This is a genomic window from Aquamicrobium soli (assembly GCF_042646345.1).
GTDB classification, from domain to species: Bacteria; Pseudomonadota; Alphaproteobacteria; order Rhizobiales; family Rhizobiaceae; genus Mesorhizobium; species Mesorhizobium soli_A.
This window is the reverse complement of sequence record NZ_JBHRTK010000012.1, coordinates 521,246-543,386: the sequence shown is the minus strand read 5'-3', so window position 1 is coordinate 543,386 and position 22,141 is coordinate 521,246. Positions and strand designations below refer to the sequence as shown.

Below are 22,141 nucleotides of genomic sequence, written 5' to 3'. Positions count from 1 at the left end.
TGAAGTCGCGGCAGTCAGGCCAGGGTGAATGCGAATGAATGCCGATCACGACATCGCCATCATCGGCGGCGGCATCATCGGCATCTGCGCGGCGGCCTATCTGGCGGAGGCGGGGAAATCCGTGACAGTCTTCGACCGCACCGGCCTGTGCGAGGAGACGAGTTCCGGCAACGCCGCCGCCTTCGCCTTTTCGGACGTGCTGCCGCTTGCCCAGAAGGGCATGATCCGCAACCTGCCGAAATGGCTCGCCGATCCGCTCGGGCCGCTTTCCATCCCGCCGGCCTACCTGCCGAAGCTGCTGCCGTGGCTGTACCGTTTCTGGCGCGCGGGCGCGGCCGGCCAATATGAGACGGCGCTCGCGGCGCAGGCCGGCCTGATGAGGCTGGCCGAAGCCGAATGGGCGAGCCTGATGGAGCGTTCCGGCACCCGCTCCATGCTGCGCGAGGACGGGTCGCTCGAGCTCTATGAGAGCGACGCCGAGTTTCGCGCCTCGCTTCCCGGCTGGGCGGCGCGCGACCGCTTCGGCATCGTCTACCGCCATGTCGAGGGCGAGGAACTCGCCACCCTCCAGCCTGGCCTGTCGCCGCGCTTTGTCAAGGGCACCTTCGTTCCCGGCTGGAAGACCGTCGCCGACCCGAAGCTGCTGGGCAAGGCGGTGTGGGCCTACGCGGAGAAAAAGGGCGCGCGCTTCGAAAAGGCCCGCATCGAACGCATCGACCCCGAAGGCGACGGCGCGACGCTGACGCTGGCCGGCGGGGCGCGGCGGCAGGCAAGGACGCTGGTGCTGGCGGCCGGTGCATGGTCGCATCTCCTGGCGAGGAACCTCGGCGACGCGATCCCGCTCGAAACCGAGCGTGGCTATAACACGACGCTGCCGCCAACAGCCTTCGACGTGAAAAGGCAGCTCATCTTCGGCGGCCACGGCTTCGTCATCACGCCGCTGTCGACCGGCCTGCGCGTCGGCGGCGCGGTCGAACTGGGCGGTATCGAGCGGCCGCCGAACTACGCGCGCTCGAAGGCGCTGCTCGCCAAGGCGCAAAAATTCCTGCCGGGGCTCGACCCGGGCGGCGGCCGCGAATGGATGGGCTATCGCCCCTCACTGCCCGACTCGCGCCCGGTCATCGGCCGTGCCCCCCGCCATCGCCCGGTCATCTACGCCTTCGGCCACGGCCATCTCGGCCTTACCCAGGCCGCCGCGACCGCGCGCTTGATCCGCGATCTGGTTCTGGAGCAAAATCCGGCGCTCGATCTCTCACCCTTCAGCCCACAACGCTTCTAGAGGCATCCCCGACCATGGCCAGACACTCCTTCTTCTGCGTAGACGGCCATACCTGCGGCAATCCGGTGCGGCTGGTGGCGGGCGGCGGCCCGAGGCTGGAAGGCTCGACAATGATGGAGCGGCGTGCGCACTTCCTGGCCGAGTACGACTGGATCCGCACCGGACTGATGTTCGAACCGCGCGGCCACGACATGATGTCCGGCTCGATCCTCTATCCGCCGACGCGCGAGGATTGCGACGTCGCCATCCTGTTCATCGAAACCTCCGGCTGCCTGCCCATGTGCGGCCACGGCACCATCGGCACCGTGACGATGGGCATCGAGCAGGGCCTGATCACGCCGAAGGTGCCGGGCCAGTTGCGGCTCGACACGCCGGCGGGGCTGGTGACGGCCGAATACCGCCAGGTCGGCGAGCATGTCGAGGAAGTGCGCATCACCAACGTGCCGTCCTTCCTCTATGCCGAGGGCTTGACGGTGGAGTGTCCGCAGCTCGGCGAGATCCGGGTCGACGTCGCCTATGGCGGCAACTTCTACGCCATCGTCGAGCCGCAGGACAATTATCGCGACATGGCCGACTATTCGGCCGGCGACCTGATCGCCTGGAGCCCGGTGGTGCGCCAGCGGCTGAACGAGAAATACAGCTTCGTCCATCCCGAGAACCCGGACATCAACCGGTTGTCGCACATGCTGTGGACCGGCGCCCCGACCGTGGAAGGCGCCCATGCCCGCAACGCCGTCTTCTACGGCGACAAGGCCATCGACCGCAGCCCCTGCGGCACCGGCACGTCGGCGCGCATGGCGCAGCTTCACGCCAAGGGTAGGCTGAAGGCGGGCGACGATTTCGTGCATGAATCCATCATCGGCTCGCTGTTCAAGGGCCGGGTGGAAAAGGAAGTCACGCTGGCCGGGAAGAAGGCCATCATCCCCTCCATCGGCGGCTGGGCGCGCATGACCGGCCTCAACACGATCTTCATCGACGACCGCGATCCGTTCGCCCACGGCTTCGTGGTGAAATAAGGGAAATCAGCCCCTCAGCAGGCAACGCAGGCGCAAGACCATTCAGATCGAGTCTTGCAACAATTCTCCTAATCAATCGATTTTGATCGCGGTTCCTTCGAAAAAAGATGCAAACGGGAGTCGAATCAGCAAAGACATTGGGGTATGCCAAGGCTATGGTCCGCCGTAGTCCACGGGTCGGATGCGAGGAAGCGTTCTGGGGCTGATTGCTGCACAAACGCGTTTCGTGATCGAAAAATCACGTTGCAATCCGGTTTCGAAACTTTACGACTAGGGGAAATACGAAAAGGAATGCGTCCATAAGGGGCGACATTCCAGGGGAGCCGCTTAAACATGCAGTACTTCGTCCAGCAGCTTATCAACGGGCTGACGCTGGGATCCATCTATGGGCTGATCGCGATCGGCTACACCATGGTCTACGGCATCGTCGGGATGATCAACTTCGCCCATGGCGACATCTTCATGGTCGGGGCCTTCGTCGCCTTGATCGTGTTCCTGATCCTCGGCGCCCTCTTCTACTCGGTTCCCGTGGTGATCGCCCTGCTGATCATGATGATCGTGTCGATGATCCTAGTTGGCATCTACAACTGGGTGATCGAGAAGGTGGCCTACCGGCCGCTGCGCGGTTCCTTCCGGCTGGCGCCGCTGATCACCGCCATCGGCATGTCGATCGCCCTGTCCAACTTCGTGCAGGTCACGCAGGGCCCGCGCAACAAGCCGATCCCGCCGCTGATCAGCGAGGTCTACAACATCTACGGCGTCAGCGTGTCGCTGAAGCAGATCGTGATCGTGCTGGTCACCGCCGTGCTGCTCATCGTGTTCTCCTATCTCGTCAACCACACCTCGCTCGGCCGCGCCCAGCGCGCCTGCGAGCAGGACCAGAAGATGGCCGCCCTGCTCGGCATCGACGTCGACAAGACGATCTCGATCACCTTCATCATCGGCGCGGCACTGGCCGGCGTCGCCGGCACGCTGTTCCTCATGTATTACGGCGTCGTCGTGTTCTCGGACGGCTTCGTGCCCGGCGTGAAGGCATTCACGGCCGCGGTTCTCGGCGGCATCGGCTCCATCCCGGGCGCCGTCATCGGCGGGCTGATGATCGGCTTCATCGAGAGCATGTGGTCGGCCTATTTCTCGATCGACTACAAGGACGTGGCGGCGTTTTCCATCCTGGCCATCGTGCTGATCTTCCTTCCTTCCGGCATACTGGGCCGGCCAGAAGTCGAAAAGGTCTGAGTCCATGACCACCACGACGCTTCCCACGCAGCAGTCCGCCACCGCCGCGCCCTATGCCCGCGCCTTCCGCGAGGCGCTGGTCGCCGGCCTCATGGCCTTCGCCTGCTTCGCCCTCCTGATCGGCCTGAAGACCGACCAGAACATCCGCAACGAACTGGTGCTGGTGCAGCGCTGGGGCCTGCTCGCCATCGTCATCGCCATCACCATGGTGGGGCGTTTCTGCTTCGTCGCCTACCTGCTGCCCTTCATGGCGCGCCAGAAGACGGTCGACGCCGCGACGGGGCTGCTGCCCACGAGCGCGGCCTCGCATTTCTTCCAACTGCCCTATTTCATCGCCTCGCTGGTTATCGCCGGCGTGCTGTTCGCGGCTTCCGGGTCGCTGGACGGCATGCTCGGCGCCCATGTGGCGGGCTATGTGCGGTTCCTGCGGGCACTGGCCATCATCTACGCGCTGGCCTCGGTGCTCTATTACTTCCGCACCTTCATCCACGCCCATTTCTCGGCGCTCGGCATCAGCGTGCTGGCGCTCTATCCGGTGGTGATCGTGCTGGCGCTGGCGATCCTGTCGGGATCGATGGCGGCCGGTTTCCAAGGCTCGCTGAAATGGGTCGACAATTTCGGCATCCAGATCCTCATCTACGTGATGCTGGCCTGGGGGCTGAACATCGTCGTCGGCCTCGCCGGCCTGCTCGACCTCGGCTACGTCGCCTTCTACGCGGTGGGCGCCTACGCCTATGCGCTGCTCGGGTCGCAATACGGGCTATCCTTCTGGATCCTGCTGCCGGCGGCGGGCATCATGGCCGCCTTCTGGGGCGTGATCCTCGGCTTCCCGGTGTTGAGGTTGCGCGGCGACTATCTCGCCATCGTGACGCTCGCCTTCGGTGAGATCATCCGCATGGTGCTGATCAACTGGCGCGAGGTCACCAACGGCTCGGCCGGCATCTCGGGCATTCCGAAAGTGTCGTTCTTCGGGCTGATGTCGTTCAACGTCTCCGACCCGAACTACATCTCCAAGGTGCTGGGCATCGCCCAGTCGGGCGCCTACTACAAGATCTTCCTCTACTACCTGATCCTGCTTTTGTGCCTGCTGACGGCCTTCGTCACCATCCGGCTGCGGGCGATGCCCGTCGGCCGCGCCTGGGAGGCGCTGCGCGAGGACGAGATCGCCTGCCGCTCGCTCGGCATCAACACCACCACGACGAAGCTGACCGCCTTCGCCACCGGCGCCATGTTCGGCGGCTTCGCCGGCGCCTTCTTCGCGGCGCGCCAAGGCTTCGTCAGCCCCGAGTCCTTCATCTTCCTGGAATCGGCGATCATCCTCGCCATCGTCGTGCTCGGTGGCATGGGGTCGCTGGTCGGCATCGCGATCGCCGCCGTGGTCATGATCGGCGGCACCGAAATCCTGCGCGAACTGGACTTCCTCAAGGTCGTGTTCGGGCCGGACTTCACGCCGGAGCTTTACCGCATGCTGCTGTTTGGCCTGGCCATGGTCATCGTCATGGTGTGGAAGCCGCGCGGTTTCGTCGGCAGCCGTGAGCCGACCGCGTTCCTCAAGGAGCGCAAGGCCGTATCTGCGTCCTTCACCAAGGAAGGGCACGGCTGATGACAAGCAATCCAGCGGTGACGACGAGCGCCATGACTGAAAACATTCTCCAACTCGAACACCTGTCGATGAAGTTCGGCGGCCTGATCGCCATCGGCGACCTGTCGTTCGCGGCCAGGCGCGGTGAGATCACCGCGCTGATCGGCCCCAACGGCGCCGGCAAGACGACGGTGTTCAACTGCATCACCGGCTTCTACAAGCCGACCGAGGGCATGATCCGCTTCACCGGCCGGCAGGGCAACGAGTTCCTGCTGGAGCGCATGCCCGACTTCCAGATCACGGCCAAGGCCAAGGTCGCCCGCACCTTCCAGAACATCCGCCTGTTCTCCGGCATGACCGTGCTGGAAAACCTGCTGGTAGCGCAGCACAACAAGCTGATGAAGGCTTCCGGCTATACGATAATGGGCCTGCTCGGCATCGGCGGCTACCGCCATGCGTCGGCCGAATCGATCGAGTTCGCCAAGATGTGGCTGGAGAAGGCCGACCTTACCGACCGCGCCGACGACCCCGCCGGCGACCTGCCCTACGGCGCGCAGCGCCGGCTGGAAATCGCGCGCGCCATGTGCACCGAGCCGGAGCTTCTTTGCCTGGACGAGCCGGCCGCCGGCCTCAACCCCAGGGAATCGCTGGCGCTCAACACGCTGCTGATGGACATCAAGAGCAATACCGGCACCTCGATCCTCCTGATCGAGCACGACATGTCGGTGGTCATGCAGATTTCCGACCACGTGGTGGTGCTGGAATACGGACGCAAGATCGCCGACGGAAACCCGGAATCGGTCAAGACCGACCCCCGCGTCATCGCCGCCTATCTCGGTGTCGACGACGAGGAGGTCGAGACCGTGCTGACCGAGGTCGGCGACGACGAAGTGCTCGAGCAGCTGGACGCCGGCCCCGATCCAGAGCAGGGACCGGAAGCTTCCGCCTCCATGCTGGCCGGCCCGGTGAGCGAGACCGTCGGCCATCGGGACGACGAGCGGGTGACCGTCTCGAAGGGCGCGTCGAAAGCCGAACAGGCGGATGCCGCCGCCAAGGCATCGGCCAGGCCGGCGAGGAAGACGGCGCCGAAATCACCCCCCGCAAAGACTGCGGCGAAGCCGGCCGCAACCGCCGGAGCCAAGCCGGCGAAGAGCCCGGCCCCGGCCGCGAAACCCGCCGCCAAGCCGGCAGCGCCCGCGAAGGGCATTTCCAACCGGCTGGCTGCGCCGCGCGGCGGCAAGCCTGACGACCTGCTGGCCATCAAGGGCATCGGGCCGGTCAACCAGAAGAAGCTCAACGAGCACGGCATCTTCCATTTCGACCAGATCGCGGCATGGAAGAAGGCCGATATCGAGGCGGCGGAAGCCTATCTCGCCTTCGACGGACGCATTGCCCGCGAGGACTGGATCGGCCAGGCGAAGGCCCTGGACAAGGCCGCCGGAAAGGCGGCGGCGAAGGGCAAGGCGGCACCGGCCGCAGGCAAGCGCGGAGGGCGTAAATAATGGCCGGCAAGACGCTGCTCGATATCAAGGGCGTTCACACCTACTACGGCAACATCCGGGCGCTGAGCGGCGTCAATGTCGATGTCCACGAAGGCGAGATCGTGGCGCTGATCGGCGCCAACGGTGCCGGCAAGTCGACGCTGATGATGACCATCTTCGGCGCGCCGCGCGCGCGCTCCGGCAGCATCGTGTTTGCCGGAACCGACATCACCGGCATGCCGACGCACAAGATCGCGCGCCTGCGCATCGCCCAGTCGCCGGAAGGCCGCCGCATCTTCCCGCGCATGACGGTGATGGAAAACCTGCAGATGGGGGCGAGCCTCGACAACCTCAAATATTTCGATGAGGACGTCGAGAAGGTGTTCACGCTGTTCCCGCGGCTGAAGGAGCGCATCGCCCAGCGCGGCGGCACGCTTTCGGGCGGCGAGCAGCAGATGTTGTCGATCGGCCGCGCGTTGATGGCACGTCCCAAGCTGCTTTTGCTGGACGAGCCGTCGCTTGGCCTGGCGCCGCTGATCGTCAAGCAGATCTTCGACGCCATCCGCGAACTGAACCGGACCCAGGGGCTGACCGTGTTCCTGGTCGAGCAGAACGCCTTCGGCGCGCTCAAGCTCGCCACGCGCGGCTATGTCATGGTCAACGGCAATGTGACGATGAGCGGAACCGGGCAGGAGCTTCTGGCCAATCCGGAAGTGCGTGCCGCCTATCTCGAAGGCGGCCGCTAGCAACGTTGGGAGTGATCGACATGCAGGGCATTCTCCATGAAGAACCCTCCATCTGGCAATTCTTCTTCGTCACCTGCCTGCTCGGCGGGTGGGCCGCGTGGATGACGGGCAAGGCCTGCGCGCAGACCTGGCGGCCGCTGGTCAGCCTGTTCCTCTACTTGCTCGGCCTCGGCATCGCGGTGCGCTTCATCCATCACGCGCTGTTCAACGGCACGATGTTTTCGCCGCAATACTATCTCGTCGACACCATTGTCCTGATGATCGTGGGTTTCGTCGGGTTCCGGTACACACGAACGAACCAGATGGTCTCTCAATACCACTGGCTTTACGAAAGGGCTTCGGTCCTTAGTTGGAAGTCCAAGAGTTGAGGTTCACGATTGCACGGTTCCGGGCATGATTAAGGTGACAACGCCCGGAAAATCGGCAAACTGCACTTTCTGCGATATTGGGTGGGCATCGCATGAAGGCATCATCCTGGTCCACCCCGTAAATGGGAGCGTTATATGAAAAAGTCACTCTTGTCCGCCGTTGCGCTGACGGCCATGCTGGCGTTCAGCGGCAGTGCGTGGGCGGACGTCCTGATAGGCGTCGGCGCCCCGATCACGGGTCCGAACGCGGCCTTCGGCGCGCAGCTTCAGAAGGGCGCCGAAATGGCGGTCGCCGACATCAACGCGGCCGGCGGCATGAACGGCGAGCAGATCAAGCTGACCGTCGGCGACGACGTGTCGGACCCCAAGCAGGGTATCTCGGTTGCCAACAAGTTCGTCGCTGACGGCGTCAAGTTCGTCGTCGGCCACTTCAACTCGGGCGTGTCGATCCCGGCTTCCGAGGTCTATGCCGAAAACGGCATCCTGGAAGTGACGCCGGCCGCCACCAACCCGAAGTTCACCGATGCCGGCCTGTGGAACACCATCCGCGTCTGCGGCCGTGACGACCAGCAGGGCGACGTTGCCGGCGCCTACATCGCCGAGCACTTCAAGGACGCCAAGATCGCCGTCATCCATGACAAGACGCCTTATGGCCAGGGCCTCGCCGACGCCACCAAGGCGTCGCTGAACAAGCTCGGCATCCAGGAAGTCATGTATGAAGGCGTCAACGTCGGCGACAAGGACTACTCGGCCCTCATCGCCAAGATGAAGCAGGCCGGCGTGACCCTGATCTACTGGGGCGGCCTGCATCCGGAAGCCGGCCTGATCATCCGCCAGTCGGCGGACCAGGGCCTGAAGGCGCCGCTGTTCTCGGGTGACGGCATCGTCTCGAACGAGCTCGCCTCGATCGCCGGCGACGCGGTTGCCGGAACCCTCAACACCTTCGCTCCGGACCCCCGCCTGAACCCGGCCGCCAAGGAAGTGGTGGAGAAGTTCCGTGCCGCCGGCTTCGAACCGGAAGCCTACACGCTATACTCCTACGCTGCCACGCAGATCATCGCCGAGGCTGCCACGGCTGCCGGCACCAACGATCCGCAGGAAGTCGCCAAGGCGATCAAGGAGAAGGGCCCGTTCAAGACGGTTATCGGTGAAATCTCGTTCAACGAAAAGGGTGACCGTACCGACGCCGACTATGTCGTCTACGAGTGGAAGAAGGGCGACGACGGCAAGTACAACTACGTCCAGATCGACTAAGAGCCTTCAGGCTTCAAGGAAATGCCCGGCGCTTGCGCCGGGCATTTTTGTTTGGGCGGCAGCCCGCACCCAAGCAGTTCCATCACCCTGAAGGCCACGTCTGCATGAACGGTGCCCTCCACGCAGGAAAATAAGCCGGCGCGGCTTGCGCGGGCAATTTTGTTTGCACTGCAGCATTTTCGCGCTATGCATTCCCCCGCCCATCGCCTATTACGGAGCACCCTCTTGGCCATCACCAAAATCCTTGTCGCCAACCGGTCCGAAATCGCGATCCGCGTGTTCCGCGCGGCCAACGAGCTCGGCATAAAAACCGTGGCGATCTGGGCCGAGGAAGACAAATACTCGCTGCACCGTTTCAAGGCCGACGAAAGCTACCAGGTCGGGCGCGGCCCGTGGCTGGCGCGCGACATGGGGCCGATCGAGAGCTACCTGTCGATCGAGGAAGTCCTGCGCGTCGCCAGGCTTTCCGGGGCGGACGCCATCCATCCGGGCTACGGCCTGTTGTCGGAAAGCCCGGAATTCGCCGAGGCCTGCGCCCAGGCCGGCATCGTCTTCATCGGGCCGACGCCGGAGACGATGCGCCGGCTCGGCAACAAGGTAGCGGCGCGCAACCTCGCCATCGAAGTCGGGGTCCCGGTCGTGCCGGCGACGGAGCCGCTGCCGGACGACATGGCGGTGGTCAAGAAGCTTGCCGCCGAGATCGGCTACCCGCTGATGCTCAAGGCCTCATGGGGCGGCGGCGGCCGCGGCATGCGCGTCATCCGCGCCGAGGCCGACCTCGCCCGCGAGGTGATGGAAGGCAAGCGCGAGGCGATGGCCGCCTTCGGCAAGGACGAGGTCTACCTCGAAAAGCTGGTCGAGCGCGCCCGCCATGTCGAGGTGCAGGTGCTGGGCGACACCCACGGCAATGCGGTCCACCTGTTCGAGCGCGATTGCTCGATCCAGCGCCGCAACCAGAAGGTCGTCGAGCGCGCGCCTGCCCCCTACCTGTCGCAGGAACTGCGGGAGGAGCTGTGCTCCTATGCGCTGGAGATCGCCAAGGCGACCGACTATGTCGGCGCGGGCACGGTCGAGTTCCTGCAGGATGCCGACAGCGGAAAATTCTACTTCATCGAGGTCAATCCGCGCATCCAGGTCGAGCATACCGTCACCGAGCAGGTGACCGGCATCGACATCGTCAAGGCGCAGATCCACATCCTCGACGGCGCCGCCATCGGCACGCGCGAATCCGGCGTGCCGGCGCAGGCGGATATCCGGCTACATGGCCACGCCTTGCAGTGCCGCATCACCACCGAGGATCCGGAGCAGAATTTCATCCCCGACTACGGCCGCATCACCGGCTATCGCTCGGCGGCGGGCTTCGGCATCCGGCTTGACGGCGGCACCGCCTATACGGGCGCGATCATCACCCGCTACTACGACCCGCTGCTGGTCAAGGTGACGGCCTCGGGCCGCACGCCGGACGAAGCGATCAGCCGCATGCACCGCGCCCTGCGCGAGTTCCGCATCCGCGGCGTCGCCACCAACCTCACCTTCCTCGAAGCGATCATCACCCATCCGAACTTCGTCGACAATTCCTACACAACCAAGTTCATCGACAACACGCCGGAACTGTTCGCGCATGTGAAGCGCCAGGACCGCGCCACCAAGCTCCTGAACTATCTCGCCGACGTCACGGTGAACGGCCACCCCGAGACACGGGGCCGGGCGCGGCCGAGCGCGAGTGCCGCGGCCCCCGCCATTCCCTGGCTGACCAGCGCCATCCCCGAAGGCACCCGCGACAAGCTCGATGCGCTGGGGCCGCAGAAATTCGGCCAGTGGATGCGCGAGCAGAAAAAGGTGCTGGTCACCGACACCACGATGCGCGACGGCCACCAGTCGCTCGTCGCCACCCGTGTTCGCACGCATGACATCGCCGCCATTGCCGGCACCTATGCACGCGCCCTGCCGCAGCTTCTGTCGCTCGAATGCTGGGGCGGCGCGACCTTCGACGTCGCCATGCGCTTCCTGACCGAGGACCCGTGGGAACGGCTGGCGCTGATCCGCGAACGGGCGCCCAACATCCTGTTGCAGATGCTGCTGCGCGGCGCCAACGGCGTCGGCTACACCAACTATCCCGACAACGTCGTACAGCACTTCGTCAGGCAGGCGGCGAGCGGCGGCATCGACCTGTTCCGCGTCTTCGACTGCCTGAACTGGGTCGAGAACATGCGCGTCGCCATGGACGCGGTGATCGCCGAGGGCAAGCTGTGCGAAGCGGCGATGTGCTATACCGGCGACATCCTCGACCCCGCGCGGGCCAAATACGACCTCAACTACTATGTCGGCCTGGCCGGCGAACTGGAGGCGGCCGGCGCGCATATCATCGCGGTCAAGGACATGGCCGGGTTGCTCAAGCCGGCGGCCGCGCGCGTACTGTTCAAGGCGCTGCGCGAAGCGACCGACCTGCCGATCCATTTCCACACCCACGACACCTCCGGCCTGTCGGCCGCGACCGTGCTGGCGGCGGTGGACGCCGGCGTCGATGCCGTCGATGCGGCGATGGATTCCTTCTCCGGCAACACCTCGCAGCCCTGCCTCGGCTCCATCGTCGAGGCGCTCAAGGGGAGCGAGCGCGACCCCGAACTCGACCAGCAGTGGATCCGCAAGATTTCCTTCTACTGGGAATCGGTGCGCAACCAGTACGCCGCCTTCGAGAACAACCTTAAGGGCCCGGCTTCCGAGGTCTACCTGCACGAAATGCCGGGGGGGCAGTTCACCAACCTCAAGGAGCAGGCGCGCTCGCTCGGGCTGGAAACCCGCTGGCACGCGGTGGCGCAGACCTATCACGACGTCAACCTGATGTTCGGCGACATCGTCAAGGTCACGCCCTCCTCCAAGGTGGTCGGCGACATGGCGCTGATGATGGTGAGCCAGGAACTCACCGTCGCCGACGTGGAGAACCCCGACCGCGACATCGCCTTCCCGGAATCGGTGGTTTCGATGCTGCGCGGCGACCTTGGCCAGTCGCCGGGCGGATGGCCGAAGGCCTTGCAGAAGAAGGCGTTGAAGGGCGACAAGCCCTACACGGTGCGGCCGGGCTCCCTGCTCGCCCCCGCCGACCTCGAAGGCGACCGGGAGGAAATCGAGGAGAAGATCGGCCGCAAACTGTCAGAGCAGGAATTCGCCTCCTGGCTGATGTATCCGAAGGTGTTCTCGGATTTCGCCGCCGCGCAGGAGATTTACGGGCCGGTCAGCGTGCTGCCGACGCCCACCTATTTCTACGGCATGCGCCCCGAGGACGAGATTTTCGTCGAGATCGAGAAGGGCAAGACGCTGATCATCCGCTGCCTGGGCACCGCCGAGGTCGACGAAAAGGGCATGGCGACGGTGTTCTTCGAACTGAACGGCCAGCCGCGCCGGATCAAGGTGCCGGATCGCGCGCATGGCGCGTCGGCGGCCAAGGTGCGGCGCAAGGCCGAGCCCGGCAACGACAGCCATGTCGGCGCGCCGATGCCGGGCGTGGTCTCGGGCGTTTCGGTGGCGGCCGGACAGGCGGTCAAGGCCGGCGACGTGCTGCTGTCGATCGAGGCGATGAAGATGGAAACCGCGCTGCACGCCGAACGCGACGGCACGGTGGAAGAGGTGCTGGTCAAGGCCGGCGACCAGATCGACGCCAAGGATCTCCTGGTCGTCTTTGGCTGACAATAACGGCTTGACCGGCCGGGGCCGGTCGGGCATCGAACCGGCGCGAAATCATCGCCGCTTCCTGCCGAGTCGCGGCGCGTAGACAGTTTGGAGAATGACATGGCCGACGAAGTAACGGATTCCTCGCAGACGGTCGCCGCCGGCCAGTTGCGCGCCTTCATCGAGCGCATCGAGCGTCTCGAGGAAGAGAAGAAGACGATCGCCGACGACATCAAGGAAGTCTATGCCGAGGCGAAGGGCACCGGCTTCGATACCAAGGCGATCCGCACGCTCGTGCGGTTGCGCAAGCAGGACCAGGCCGAGCGGGAGGAGGCGGAATCGATCCTCGACCTCTACAAGGCCGCCCTCGGCATGGTGTAGCCGCAGGCTTCGCCGGCACGATCTTTGTGGGCCGCCCCGAACAGGGTGGCCCACGGTTGCGGATGGCTGCCGTCTAATCCCAGTCCTTGCTGAAATTGTTCAGGATCCATTCCTTCACGGTCCTGATCGCGATGTTCTGGTTCGGGCGGTTGCGCTCGATGAGATAGAAGGAGCGGTTGGACTTTTTCCGCTCGGCGAACGGCCGCACCAGCACGCCCCTGTCCAGATAGTACCGGCAGGTGACATCGTCGCCGATGGCCACGCCGAAGCCGTTCGCGGCCGTCTCGATGGCCAGGAAATCGTTGCCCATATAGTGTCTGATCTGCGGCATGGTGCTCATCTTGACGCAGGAAAACCAGGTCTCCCAGTCGTTGTCGTCGTTGGCGTAGAGCAGCGGCACGCCATGCAGGTCATGGGGCGACTGCAACCCCGCCGCCACCGCCGGGCTGCACACCGGGAAAAGCTCGACCTCGCGCAGCAGGATCGTGCGGTGGTTCTTCCACACGCCGTTGCCGTAGCGGATGCACAGGTCGACATCCGAGCCGATCACGGCTTTCCATTCCACGGAGGAGCGCAGGCCGATCCGCAATTCGGGGTGGCTCGACAGGAGGGGCGTTATGGCCTTGATCAACCACAGCGTCGTCATCGCCGGCGGGCAGCTTATCACCACCTCGCCCCGGATTTCGGGCGACTGCAGGTCGGCGACGGCATCGGCCAGTAGATCGAACCCCTCGCCCAGCAGGCCCATGGTCCGCAGCCCCGCCGGCGTCAGCGCGAAACGATTGCCGCGCCGGGTTAAAAGGGGCGTCCCGGTAAAGGTTTCCAGCGTCTTGATCTGATGGCTTACCGCGCTCTGGGTGACGCCGAGCTCTTCCGCGGCGCGGGTGATCGAACCCTGCCGGGCGGTCGCCTCGAAGGCCCGCAGCGAATTCAGCGAAGGCAGCCGGCGATACGGTATCTGCATGAATTTTTCTCAGGCTTGTGCTTGTGAAATTCTCGCTTGTGCCACCGCTTTTGTCGAGGTCATATGCCCGGACGAAATCCGCAATTCGCAGCATATGCAAGCCTTCGATACTTTTTTGAAGGCTGGCACACCCAAACACGCCGCGCCGAACAGGAGAGGAACCGCCGGAATTGCGCATTTTGCTGATCAATCCAAACAGCAATCGCGATTTTACCGCGGCCATGGACCGCAGCGTTTCGCCCCTTCGGGCGCCCGGCGCCTGCCGGATCGACTGCGTCTCGCTGGAGGGAACGCCGCTCGGCATCGAGACCCAGCGCGACATCGACAGCGTGATCGACCCGCTATGCCGGCTGGTCGAGCAGGAATCGGACCGGACGGACGCCTTCGTGATCGGCTGCTTCGCCGATACCGGGCTCTATTCCGCACGCGAGGTCACCACCAAGCCCGTGCTCGGCATCTGCGAGGCCGGGCTGGCGACCGCCCTCAATCTCGGCGAGCGCTTCGGCGTGGTTTCGACGGATGCGGCGACGCTGAACGCCGATCTGCGCCTCGCGCGCGGCTATGGCCTGCTCGAGCGCTGCGTCGGCTTCGAGCCGATCAACATGCCGGTGGCGGAGATCGCAACCTCGGATACGGCGCGCGAGCGCATGGTTTCGGCGGGCCGCCGGCTCAAGGAAAAAGGGGCCGAGGCCATCGTCTTCGGCTGCGCGGGCATGACGCCCTACCGCGCGATGCTGCGCGAAACGCTTGGCCTGCCCGCAGTCGACCCCTGCATCAGCGCGGTGGCGATGGCCATCGGCATCGTCGCACTGGCCCAAGGATGATTCCGTGCCCTCGCTGATCGAAAGATTATTGCCCGACTATGACGAAGCCCTCGACCTCGACGGCTTTTCGGGCCGCCGCCTGGCTTCGCGGCTTTCCGCGATCGCCGAAATCGGCTTGACGGCCGAGGACGGCTCCGGCCGTCCGGGCTATTCACCGGCCGAGAAGAAGGCGAAGGACCTCGTCTGCGACTGGATGCGCGATGCCGGTCTTGCCGTGCGACGCGACGCCGCCGGCAACTGCTTCGGCCGCCGCGCCGGCAGGAGCGACCACCTGCCGGTGGTGCTGTGCGGATCGCATATCGACACCGTGCCCAACGGCGGCCATTTCGACGGCGTGCTCGGCGTGCTGCTGGCGCTGGAAACCGCAGAAATGTGGAAGGCTACGGGTTTCGAGCCGGAACGCCCCTACGAGATCGTCATCTTCTCGGAAGAGGAAGGAAGCAGCTTCAATGTCGGCTGCGTCGGCAGCAGCGCCATCGTAGGCGCGCCGCTTATCGAACAACTCGGCGGCGTCAGCGACCATAACGGGCGCAGCTTTTCCTCCGCCGTGGAACAGGTCGGGCTTTCGCTCGCCGACTTTCCGGCGGCCCGGCGCGACCTGTCGCAGATCGCCGCCTTCGTGGAGGTCCATATCGAGCAGGGGCTCGTCCTCGAGGGGCATGGCCTGCCAGTCGGCATCGTCAGCGGCATCTGCGGGCTGGTTTCGCTGGAAATGACCGTGACCGGGCAGGCCGGCCACGCTGGAACGACGCCGATGGCCTACCGGCGCGACGCGCTGGTCGCGGCCAGCCGCATCGTCGCCGCCGTTAGCGAACTTCCCGGCCAGGTCAGCGACACCGCCGTCGCCACCGTCGGCCAGCTCAACGTGTCGCCGAACGGCAGCAACGTCGTGCCCGGCAGGGTGCGCTTCAGCGTCGATATCCGCGATGTCGCCGCCGAGCCGCTGGAACGGCTGGTGGCGCGCATCGTCGAGACCGCCACCCGTCTCGCCTCGACGGCCGGCGTGACGCTTTCCTGGACCCGGACTTTTTCGCAGCCGCCGATCGCCGTCGATGAAAAGCTGAAGGCGCAGCAGGCGGAAGCGATGCGCGCCGTCAACCTCGCCGCCTTCGAACTGCCGAGCGGGGCCGGGCACGACGCGATGGTCATGGGCGAGCATGTGCCGATGGCGATGTTCTTCGTTCGCAGCAAGGACGGCATCAGCCATAACCCGCGCGAATTCTCGTCCCTGAACGACTGCGCCACCGCGGCGCACGCATTGTCGCGTTTCCTGACGCGGCTGGTTACCAACACCGACTGAACCGGATGCATCAATGTTCGATCTGATTGTCAAAAACGGACAAATCGTTGGCGAGAGCAACGTCGTCGAGGCCAATCTCTACGTGAAGGACGGCCGCTTCGCCGCCATCAGCACGGAAGAGATGCCGGCGCGCGAAACGGTCGACGCGGCCGGCCGGCTGGTGTTCCCGGGTGCCGTCGATCCGCATGTCCACTTCAACGATCCGGGCATGACCGAGGGCGAAGATTTCTACACCGGCTCGGCCTCCGCCGTCGCCGGCGGCATCACCAGCGTCTTCGAGATGCCGCTCACCGACCCGCTGACCCAGGACGAGCCTTCCTTCCTGTTGAAGAAGTCCGAGGCGTCGAAGAAGTCGGTCGCCGATTTCGGCCTCTATCTCGCGCTGACGCCGGACAATTCGTCCAAGGTCGGCAAGCTGATGGAACTGGAGCCGATCGGCTTCAAGGCCTTCATGTCCTATTCGCCCGAAATCCCGATGGTCAGGGACGGGGAACTGCTCGCCGGCATGCGCGCGATCAAGGCCGCCAACTCGCGCATCGCGGTGCATTGCGAGAACAACGAGATCATCGCCTACCTCACCAAGGAACTCGAGGCCGCCGGGCGCCGCGACCCGCGCGCCTATACCGAAAGCCGTCCCCCCTACGCCGAATGGGAGGCCGTGCAGCGGGCGGTGACCCTTGCCACCATCACCGGCGTCCAGTTGCACGTCGTTCACTCGAGCACGCCGGAAGGGGCTGAGATCGTCGCCAGGGCGCGTGCCGCCGGCCATCCGATCAGCGTCGAGACCGCCCAGCACTTCCTGTTCCTCGATGCCGAGGACTTCCAGCGGATCGGGGCCTTTGCCCTCTGCAACCCGCCGCTGCGCGAACCGGGAAATGCCGACCGGCTGTGGGCTGCGCTGCAAAGCGGCGAGATCGACTGCGTGGCGACCGACCACGCCCCCTACACGATCGAGGAAAAGCTGCGCGGCCAGGATTCGGTGTGGACCACGCCCGCCGGCCTCAACCACATCCAGACCGCGAACCAGTTGCTGATCGGCGAAGGCATCAAGCGCAACGTGCCGCTGACCCGGCTGGCGCAGCTGTTCGCCACCATGCCGGCTCGGCTGTTCAACATCTATCCGAAGAAGGGCGCCATCACCATCGGCGGCGACGCCGACATGTTCCTGTTCGATCCCGAGGAGGAATGGACCGTCGTTCCCGAGCACACCTTCTACAAGCAGAAATGGACCCCCTTCGCGGGCATGAAGGTCAGCGGGCGCGTGAAGCGCACCTGGGTGCGCGGAACCACCGTCTACGAGGACGGCGCGCCGATGGGCGCCATCACGGTGAAGCCCGGCTTCGGCCGCTTCATACCAGGCAGGACTGGCACTGCCTCTGCATGACCTGACAGGGACAGGCCCGGCGATGTTGCGGGCCTGAGAGACAACGATCCTACGGGAGGAAGTCATGGCACTTGAGACCACAGGTAACTCCAACGAGACTGCGCAGCATCCCTTCTGTATCTCCAGGCGTTCCGTGCTGGCGGCAGGCGCCGCAGGCATCGCGCTGTCCTTCATGGGCGGGCGCGCCGTGGCAGCCGGCAAGGACACGCTCGTCGTCACCTCCGGCGCCGACGCGGTGACGCTCGATCCGGGTGCATCCTTCGACGGCCAGTCGCCGCTGCTGTGGCGCGGCGTCTATGAATCGCTGCTGGACTACAAGGGCGACACGCTGGAGTTCGCGCCCTCGCTGGCCGAAAGCTACGAAGTCTCCGACGACAAGAAGATCTATACCTTCAAGATCCGCAAGAACGTGAAGTTCACCGATGGCGAGATCCTCGACGCGGCCGCCGTCAAGTTCAACATCGAGCGGCAGATCAAGATCAAGCTCGGCATCGCCTTCGCGCTCGGCGCCGTGACCTCGATCGAGACCCCGGACAACGATACCGTGGTTCTCAAGCTCAGCGAGCCGTCGGACGGCTTCCTGTCGGCCTTCGCGGCGCTGGTCACGATCGGCATGATCTCGCCCAAGGCCATCCGCGACAACGAAAAGGACGACGACGGCGCGCAGGGCTGGCTGCGCAGCAACATGGTCGGCACCGGCCCCTACATGATGCGTTCCTACACCCAGTCCCAGCAGGCGGTGATGGTGCGCAATCCGGACTACTGGCGCGGCTGGGAAGGCGACCATTTCGAGCGCATCATCGTCAAATATGTGCATGAGGCCAGCAGCGCCCGCCTGTTCATCGAGCAGGGCGAGACGGACGTGGCCCTGTTCATGCCCGACGACGTGGTGGAATCGCTCGACGGCAAGCCCGGAGTGACGGTTACGAACGTGCCCTCCTTCGACCTCTACTACCTGATGATGAACTGCAAGCATGGCCCGACCGCCGATCCGAAAGTGCGGCGCGCCATTGCCCATGGCTTCAACTACGACGCCTTCATCGACGGCACCCTGCGCGGCAAGGCCAAGCGGGCGCGCGGACCGATCCCCAGCACCTTCGTCGGCCATGCCGACACGCCGGTCATTGATTTCGACCCGGAGAAGGCCAGGCAGCTTCTTGCCGAAGCCGGTATGCCGAACGGCGGCTTCAAGCTCAAATACACCTATGAATCGGGGTATTTCTGGAAGCGGCCGCTGGGCGAACTGTTCCAGTCGAACATGAAGGACCTCGGCATCGAGGTCGAGGTACAGGAACTGTCGCCGGCAGCCTGGGCGGGCCTGCTGTCCAATCCGGAGACCGCCGACCACTGCTTCGGCGTGGTGTGGTGGCCGACGCTGGCGACGCCCTACGATTATCTGTGGTCGCTGTTCCACAGCGCCGCGCAAGGCAGCGCCGGATACAACTGGGGCTATTACTCCAACCCGGAGGTCGACAAGCTCTTGGACGCCGGCATGGTGGAACCGGACGAGGCGAAGCGGCTCGAGCTTTACGCCCGCGCCCAACAGCTGATCGTCGAGGATTCGCCGGCGCTGTTCGTCTACGAGAAGAACTATCGCATGCCCGCCAGCGACAAGCTGAAGGGCTTCGTCTTCAACGGCATGCGGACGGCGACCCTCGACTTCTATAACCTGAGCAGTTCCTGACGATGGCGGCAGCCCCCTGCAAGGATAGGTCCGAATGATCCGGTTTATCGGCAGGCGGCTGCTGTTCCTGTGCTTCGTGCTGCTCGGCATCAGCGTCATCACCTTCGCGCTCACCCATCTCGTGCCGGGTGATCCGGCGCGGCTGATGGCGGGCCAGCACGCCACCGGCGAGCAGGTCAAGGAACTGGCGCAGCGCTACGGGCTGGACAAGCCGGTCACCACCCAGTTCTGGATCTACATGAAGGGGCTGATGACCGGCGACCTCGGCATGTCGCTGACCAACCGCCGTCCGGTGCTCGACGACCTGCGGCAGTTCCTGCCGGCCAGCGTCGAGCTTACCGCCGCGGCCGTGTTGCTGGTCGTTCTGGTCGGCTTGCCGATCGGCCTGCTGACGGGCGCCAGGCATGGCAAGGCGCTCGACCATGTGATGCGCTTCGTCACCGTCAGCGGCGTGTCGATGCCGATCTTCTGGCTCGGCATCCTCATGCAGATCCTGTTCTACCAGCACCTCAAGATCTTGCCGCTCGGCGGCAGGCTGGGTGTGCTCGACATCGAGCCGCCGGGCGTCACCGGCTTCTATCTCATCGATACGCTTCTCGACGGCGATTTCGAGACCTTCCGGTCGGCCCTGATCCACCTCATCCTGCCGGCCACCACGCTCGCGGCGGGCAGCATCGCGGTGATCTCGCGCATGATGCGCGCCTCGGTGATCGAAGTGCTCGACGCCGACTATGTGCGCACCGCGCAGGCCAAGGGCCTGCCGGCCGGCGCCGTGCTGCGCTTCCATGTCTTCCGCAACGCGCTCATCCCGACGACCACCATACTCGGCCTGCAGGTGGGCGCGCTGCTTGCCGGCAACGTGCTCGCCGAAGTCGTCTTCAACTGGCCGGGGATCGGTCTCTATGCCGTCAACGCCATCAAGAACCTCGACTATCCCGCCATCATGGGCGTGACGCTCGCCATCTCGGTCATCTACGTGTTCGTCAACCTCCTGGTCGACATCGCCTATGTCATGCTCGACCCCCGCATCAGCTTCGACGGAGTGGCCTAGACATGGCTGACGACGCCACGGCTCAGCCGCAGGCCAGGCGCCGCTCGCACGGGCGAAGCCTGGTCCACCGCATCCTCGCCAACCCGCTCAGCGCCATCGGCCTCTTGCTGGTGGTCCTCGCGATCCTGGTCGCGCTGTTCGCGCCGCAGATCGCCCCGCTCGACCCGATCGCCATGGCGCCGCAGAACCGGCTGCTGCCGCCCAGCAGCGCGCATTGGTTCGGCACCGACGACAACGGCCGCGACATCCTTTCGCGCGTCATCTTCGGTACGCGCTATTCGCTGGTGGCGGCGTTCGGCATCCTGGCGCTCGCCTCGCTCACGGGCACCATCATCGGCCTCGCGGCCGGCCTCATCGGCGGATGGCTCGACGAACTCCTGATGCGCATCACCGACATGTTCCTCGCCTTCCCGGCCCTGGTGCTGGCGATGGCGCTGACCGCGGCGCTGGGCCCCAGCCTGTTTAACGCCGTGGTGGCCACCGCGCTCGTCTGGTGGCCATGGTACGCGCGGCTGGTGCGCGGCCAGGCGCTCCACCTCAAGCACGAGGCCTATGTCGAGGCCGCCGTCATCGCGGGGGCCTCGCGCCTGCGCATCGCCTGGCATCACATCCTGCGCAACTGCCTGACGCCGCTGATCGTCCAGGTCAGCCTCGACATGGGCTACGCGATCCTCACCCTCGCCGGGCTTTCCTTCGTCGGGCTCGGCGCCCAGCCGCCAACGCCCGAATGGGGCTCGATGGTTTCCGTCGGGCGCGACTATTTCCTCGATAACTGGTGGATGGTCACGTTCCCGGGCCTCGCGATCTTCGCCACGGTGATGGCCTTCAACCTCTTGGGCGACGGCATCCAGGAAGCCCTGTCGCCGAGGGCGCCGCACTGATGTCGCCCGCTAACGCAAAGCCGCCCGAAACGGCGAGGGAAAGCTGACATGCGCAAGATCGTCGTCCGCCAGCCGGGAGGCCCGGAGGCCATGCAGGTGGAGGAGTGCCCCGCGCCTGCCCCCGGCCCCGACGAGGTCGCCGTGGATGTCGCCTACTGCGGCTGCAACTGGGCCGACGTCATGGTGCGCAACAACAGCTATCCGCACCCGACCGAATATCCGGCCGTTCTCGGCTGCGAGATATCGGGCCGCATCCGCGCGCTTGGCGAAAACGTCACCGGCTTCGAAATCGGCCAGCCCGTCGCCGCCTGCCTGCCGGTGGACGGCGGCTATGCGGATGTCTGCATCGTCCCGGTCCAGGACATCATCCCGCTGCCGCCGGACATGCCGCTCGACCTCGCCGCCGCCTTTCCGCTGCAGGCGCTGACGGCCTACCTGATGCTGCACGACATAGGGCGCGTACACCGGGGCTCGATCGTGCTCATCCACGCCATCGGCGGCGGCGTCGGGCTCTGCCTGACGCAGCTTGCCACGAAGGCCGGATGCCGGGTGCTCGGCACCGTCGGAACGGCAGGCAAGGACAAGCGGCCGCTCGATGTCGGTGCCGAGCGCGTCATCGACCGCAGCCGCGAGGATTTCGCCGAGGCGGCGCTGGAATGGACGCACGGCCGCGGCGTCGACTTCGTCTACGATTCCGTCGGCGCGGCGACGCTCGACCGCAGCTTCGATGCGATCCGGAAATTCGGCCATATCGTCAGCTATGGCGAGGCGAGCGGCAAGCCCTTTGCCAATATCTGGGAGCGCATGGTTCCCAAGTCGGCCTCGTTCAGCCGCTTCCATCTCGGCCATGTCGACCCCAACTCGACGACGTGGACGACGGCCGTCGCCGATGTCGTCGAGGCCATCCAGAACGGGTGGCTGAAGATTTTCATCGAAGAGGTTTTCCCGCTCGAGCGCGCGGCGGACATGCACCGGCGCCTCGAATCCAGGCAGGTATCGGGAAAGCTCCTGCTTCGTGTCGCAGGGGAGCGTTAGCCGATCGCG

At 65.2% G+C, this 22,141-nt stretch carries 18 protein-coding genes; 17 read left to right on the top strand and 1 reads right to left on the bottom strand.

Translation table 11 applies throughout. The features are described 5' to 3' along the window. Positions 1-34: 34 nt before the first annotated feature. The 10 genes from ACFOHJ_RS12415 (at position 35) to ACFOHJ_RS12370 (ending at position 13,009) form a co-directional block, all read left to right on the top strand. Positions 35-1,279 carry an NAD(P)/FAD-dependent oxidoreductase gene (locus ACFOHJ_RS12415; RefSeq protein WP_378220827.1) on the top strand — a complete coding sequence of 415 codons (1,245 nt, stop codon included), beginning with the start codon at positions 35-37 and terminating at the stop codon, positions 1,277-1,279. A 14-nt stretch (positions 1,280-1,293) separates the two neighbouring features. Continuing rightward, on the top strand, positions 1,294-2,295 hold the full coding sequence (locus ACFOHJ_RS12410) for a 4-hydroxyproline epimerase (RefSeq protein WP_378220825.1): 1,002 nt from the start codon (positions 1,294-1,296) through the stop codon (positions 2,293-2,295). Positions 2,296-2,628: 333 nt separating this feature from the next. Then, positions 2,629-3,531 carry a branched-chain amino acid ABC transporter permease gene (locus ACFOHJ_RS12405; protein ID WP_378220824.1) on the top strand — a complete coding sequence of 301 codons (903 nt, stop codon included), beginning with the start codon at positions 2,629-2,631 and terminating at the stop codon, positions 3,529-3,531. A 4-nt stretch (positions 3,532-3,535) separates the two neighbouring features. Then, positions 3,536-5,134 (top strand): high-affinity branched-chain amino acid ABC transporter permease LivM, encoded by a 1,599-nt coding sequence (gene livM / locus ACFOHJ_RS12400; RefSeq protein ID WP_378220822.1) that lies wholly within the window; start codon positions 3,536-3,538, stop codon positions 5,132-5,134. Continuing rightward, on the top strand, positions 5,134-6,615 hold the full coding sequence (locus tag ACFOHJ_RS12395) for an ATP-binding cassette domain-containing protein (RefSeq protein ID WP_378220820.1): 1,482 nt from the start codon (positions 5,134-5,136) through the stop codon (positions 6,613-6,615). Before livM ends, ACFOHJ_RS12395 begins: the two co-directional genes overlap by 1 nt. Then, positions 6,615-7,340 (top strand): ABC transporter ATP-binding protein, encoded by a 726-nt coding sequence (locus ACFOHJ_RS12390; protein ID WP_378220818.1) that lies wholly within the window; start codon positions 6,615-6,617, stop codon positions 7,338-7,340. The genes ACFOHJ_RS12395 and ACFOHJ_RS12390 overlap by 1 nt, the downstream gene beginning before the upstream one ends. A gap of 20 nt (positions 7,341-7,360) precedes the next feature. After that, entirely contained in the window at positions 7,361-7,708 is a 348-nt protein-coding gene (locus ACFOHJ_RS12385) for a DUF6867 family protein (protein WP_378220817.1), read from the top strand. A 135-nt stretch (positions 7,709-7,843) separates the two neighbouring features. Then, positions 7,844-8,962, top strand: coding sequence for a branched-chain amino acid ABC transporter substrate-binding protein (locus ACFOHJ_RS12380; protein WP_378220816.1), 1,119 nt, complete (start codon positions 7,844-7,846; stop codon positions 8,960-8,962). Positions 8,963-9,187: 225 nt separating this feature from the next. After that, positions 9,188-12,646: a pyruvate carboxylase gene (gene pyc, locus ACFOHJ_RS12375; RefSeq protein WP_378220814.1), complete on the top strand. Its 3,459-nt coding sequence runs from the start codon at positions 9,188-9,190 to the stop codon at positions 12,644-12,646. A 102-nt stretch (positions 12,647-12,748) separates the two neighbouring features. Continuing rightward, positions 12,749-13,009: a DUF2312 domain-containing protein gene (locus ACFOHJ_RS12370; protein ID WP_378220812.1), complete on the top strand. Its 261-nt coding sequence runs from the start codon at positions 12,749-12,751 to the stop codon at positions 13,007-13,009. A 73-nt stretch (positions 13,010-13,082) separates the two neighbouring features. Here ACFOHJ_RS12370 and ACFOHJ_RS12365 read toward each other — a convergent pair whose 3' ends face one another. Continuing rightward, the gene (locus ACFOHJ_RS12365; RefSeq protein WP_378220811.1) at positions 13,083-13,973 is read right to left on the bottom strand and encodes a LysR substrate-binding domain-containing protein; all 891 of its coding nucleotides are present in this window, start codon (positions 13,971-13,973) and stop codon (positions 13,083-13,085) included. Positions 13,974-14,143: 170 nt separating this feature from the next. Between ACFOHJ_RS12365 and ACFOHJ_RS12360 the strand changes: the two genes are divergently transcribed. The 7 genes from ACFOHJ_RS12360 (at position 14,144) to ACFOHJ_RS12330 (ending at position 22,132) form a co-directional block, all read left to right on the top strand. Next, the gene (locus tag ACFOHJ_RS12360; protein WP_378220809.1) at positions 14,144-14,797 is read left to right on the top strand and encodes an aspartate/glutamate racemase family protein; all 654 of its coding nucleotides are present in this window, start codon (positions 14,144-14,146) and stop codon (positions 14,795-14,797) included. Positions 14,798-14,801: 4 nt separating this feature from the next. Continuing rightward, entirely contained in the window at positions 14,802-16,097 is a 1,296-nt protein-coding gene (locus tag ACFOHJ_RS12355; protein ID WP_378220807.1) for a Zn-dependent hydrolase, read from the top strand. A gap of 13 nt (positions 16,098-16,110) precedes the next feature. Further along, positions 16,111-17,481, top strand: coding sequence for an allantoinase AllB (gene allB / locus ACFOHJ_RS12350; protein ID WP_378220805.1), 1,371 nt, complete (start codon positions 16,111-16,113; stop codon positions 17,479-17,481). Positions 17,482-17,545: 64 nt separating this feature from the next. After that, positions 17,546-19,165 carry an ABC transporter substrate-binding protein gene (locus ACFOHJ_RS12345; RefSeq protein ID WP_378220803.1) on the top strand — a complete coding sequence of 540 codons (1,620 nt, stop codon included), beginning with the start codon at positions 17,546-17,548 and terminating at the stop codon, positions 19,163-19,165. A gap of 34 nt (positions 19,166-19,199) precedes the next feature. Next, the gene (locus ACFOHJ_RS12340) at positions 19,200-20,216 is read left to right on the top strand and encodes an ABC transporter permease (RefSeq protein ID WP_378220802.1); all 1,017 of its coding nucleotides are present in this window, start codon (positions 19,200-19,202) and stop codon (positions 20,214-20,216) included. Between the two features lie 2 nt (positions 20,217-20,218). Further along, on the top strand, positions 20,219-21,097 hold the full coding sequence (locus tag ACFOHJ_RS12335) for an ABC transporter permease (RefSeq protein WP_378220800.1): 879 nt from the start codon (positions 20,219-20,221) through the stop codon (positions 21,095-21,097). Positions 21,098-21,145: 48 nt separating this feature from the next. Further along, entirely contained in the window at positions 21,146-22,132 is a 987-nt protein-coding gene (locus ACFOHJ_RS12330; protein ID WP_378220798.1) for a quinone oxidoreductase family protein, read from the top strand. The last annotated feature ends 9 nt before the right edge of the window (positions 22,133-22,141 follow it).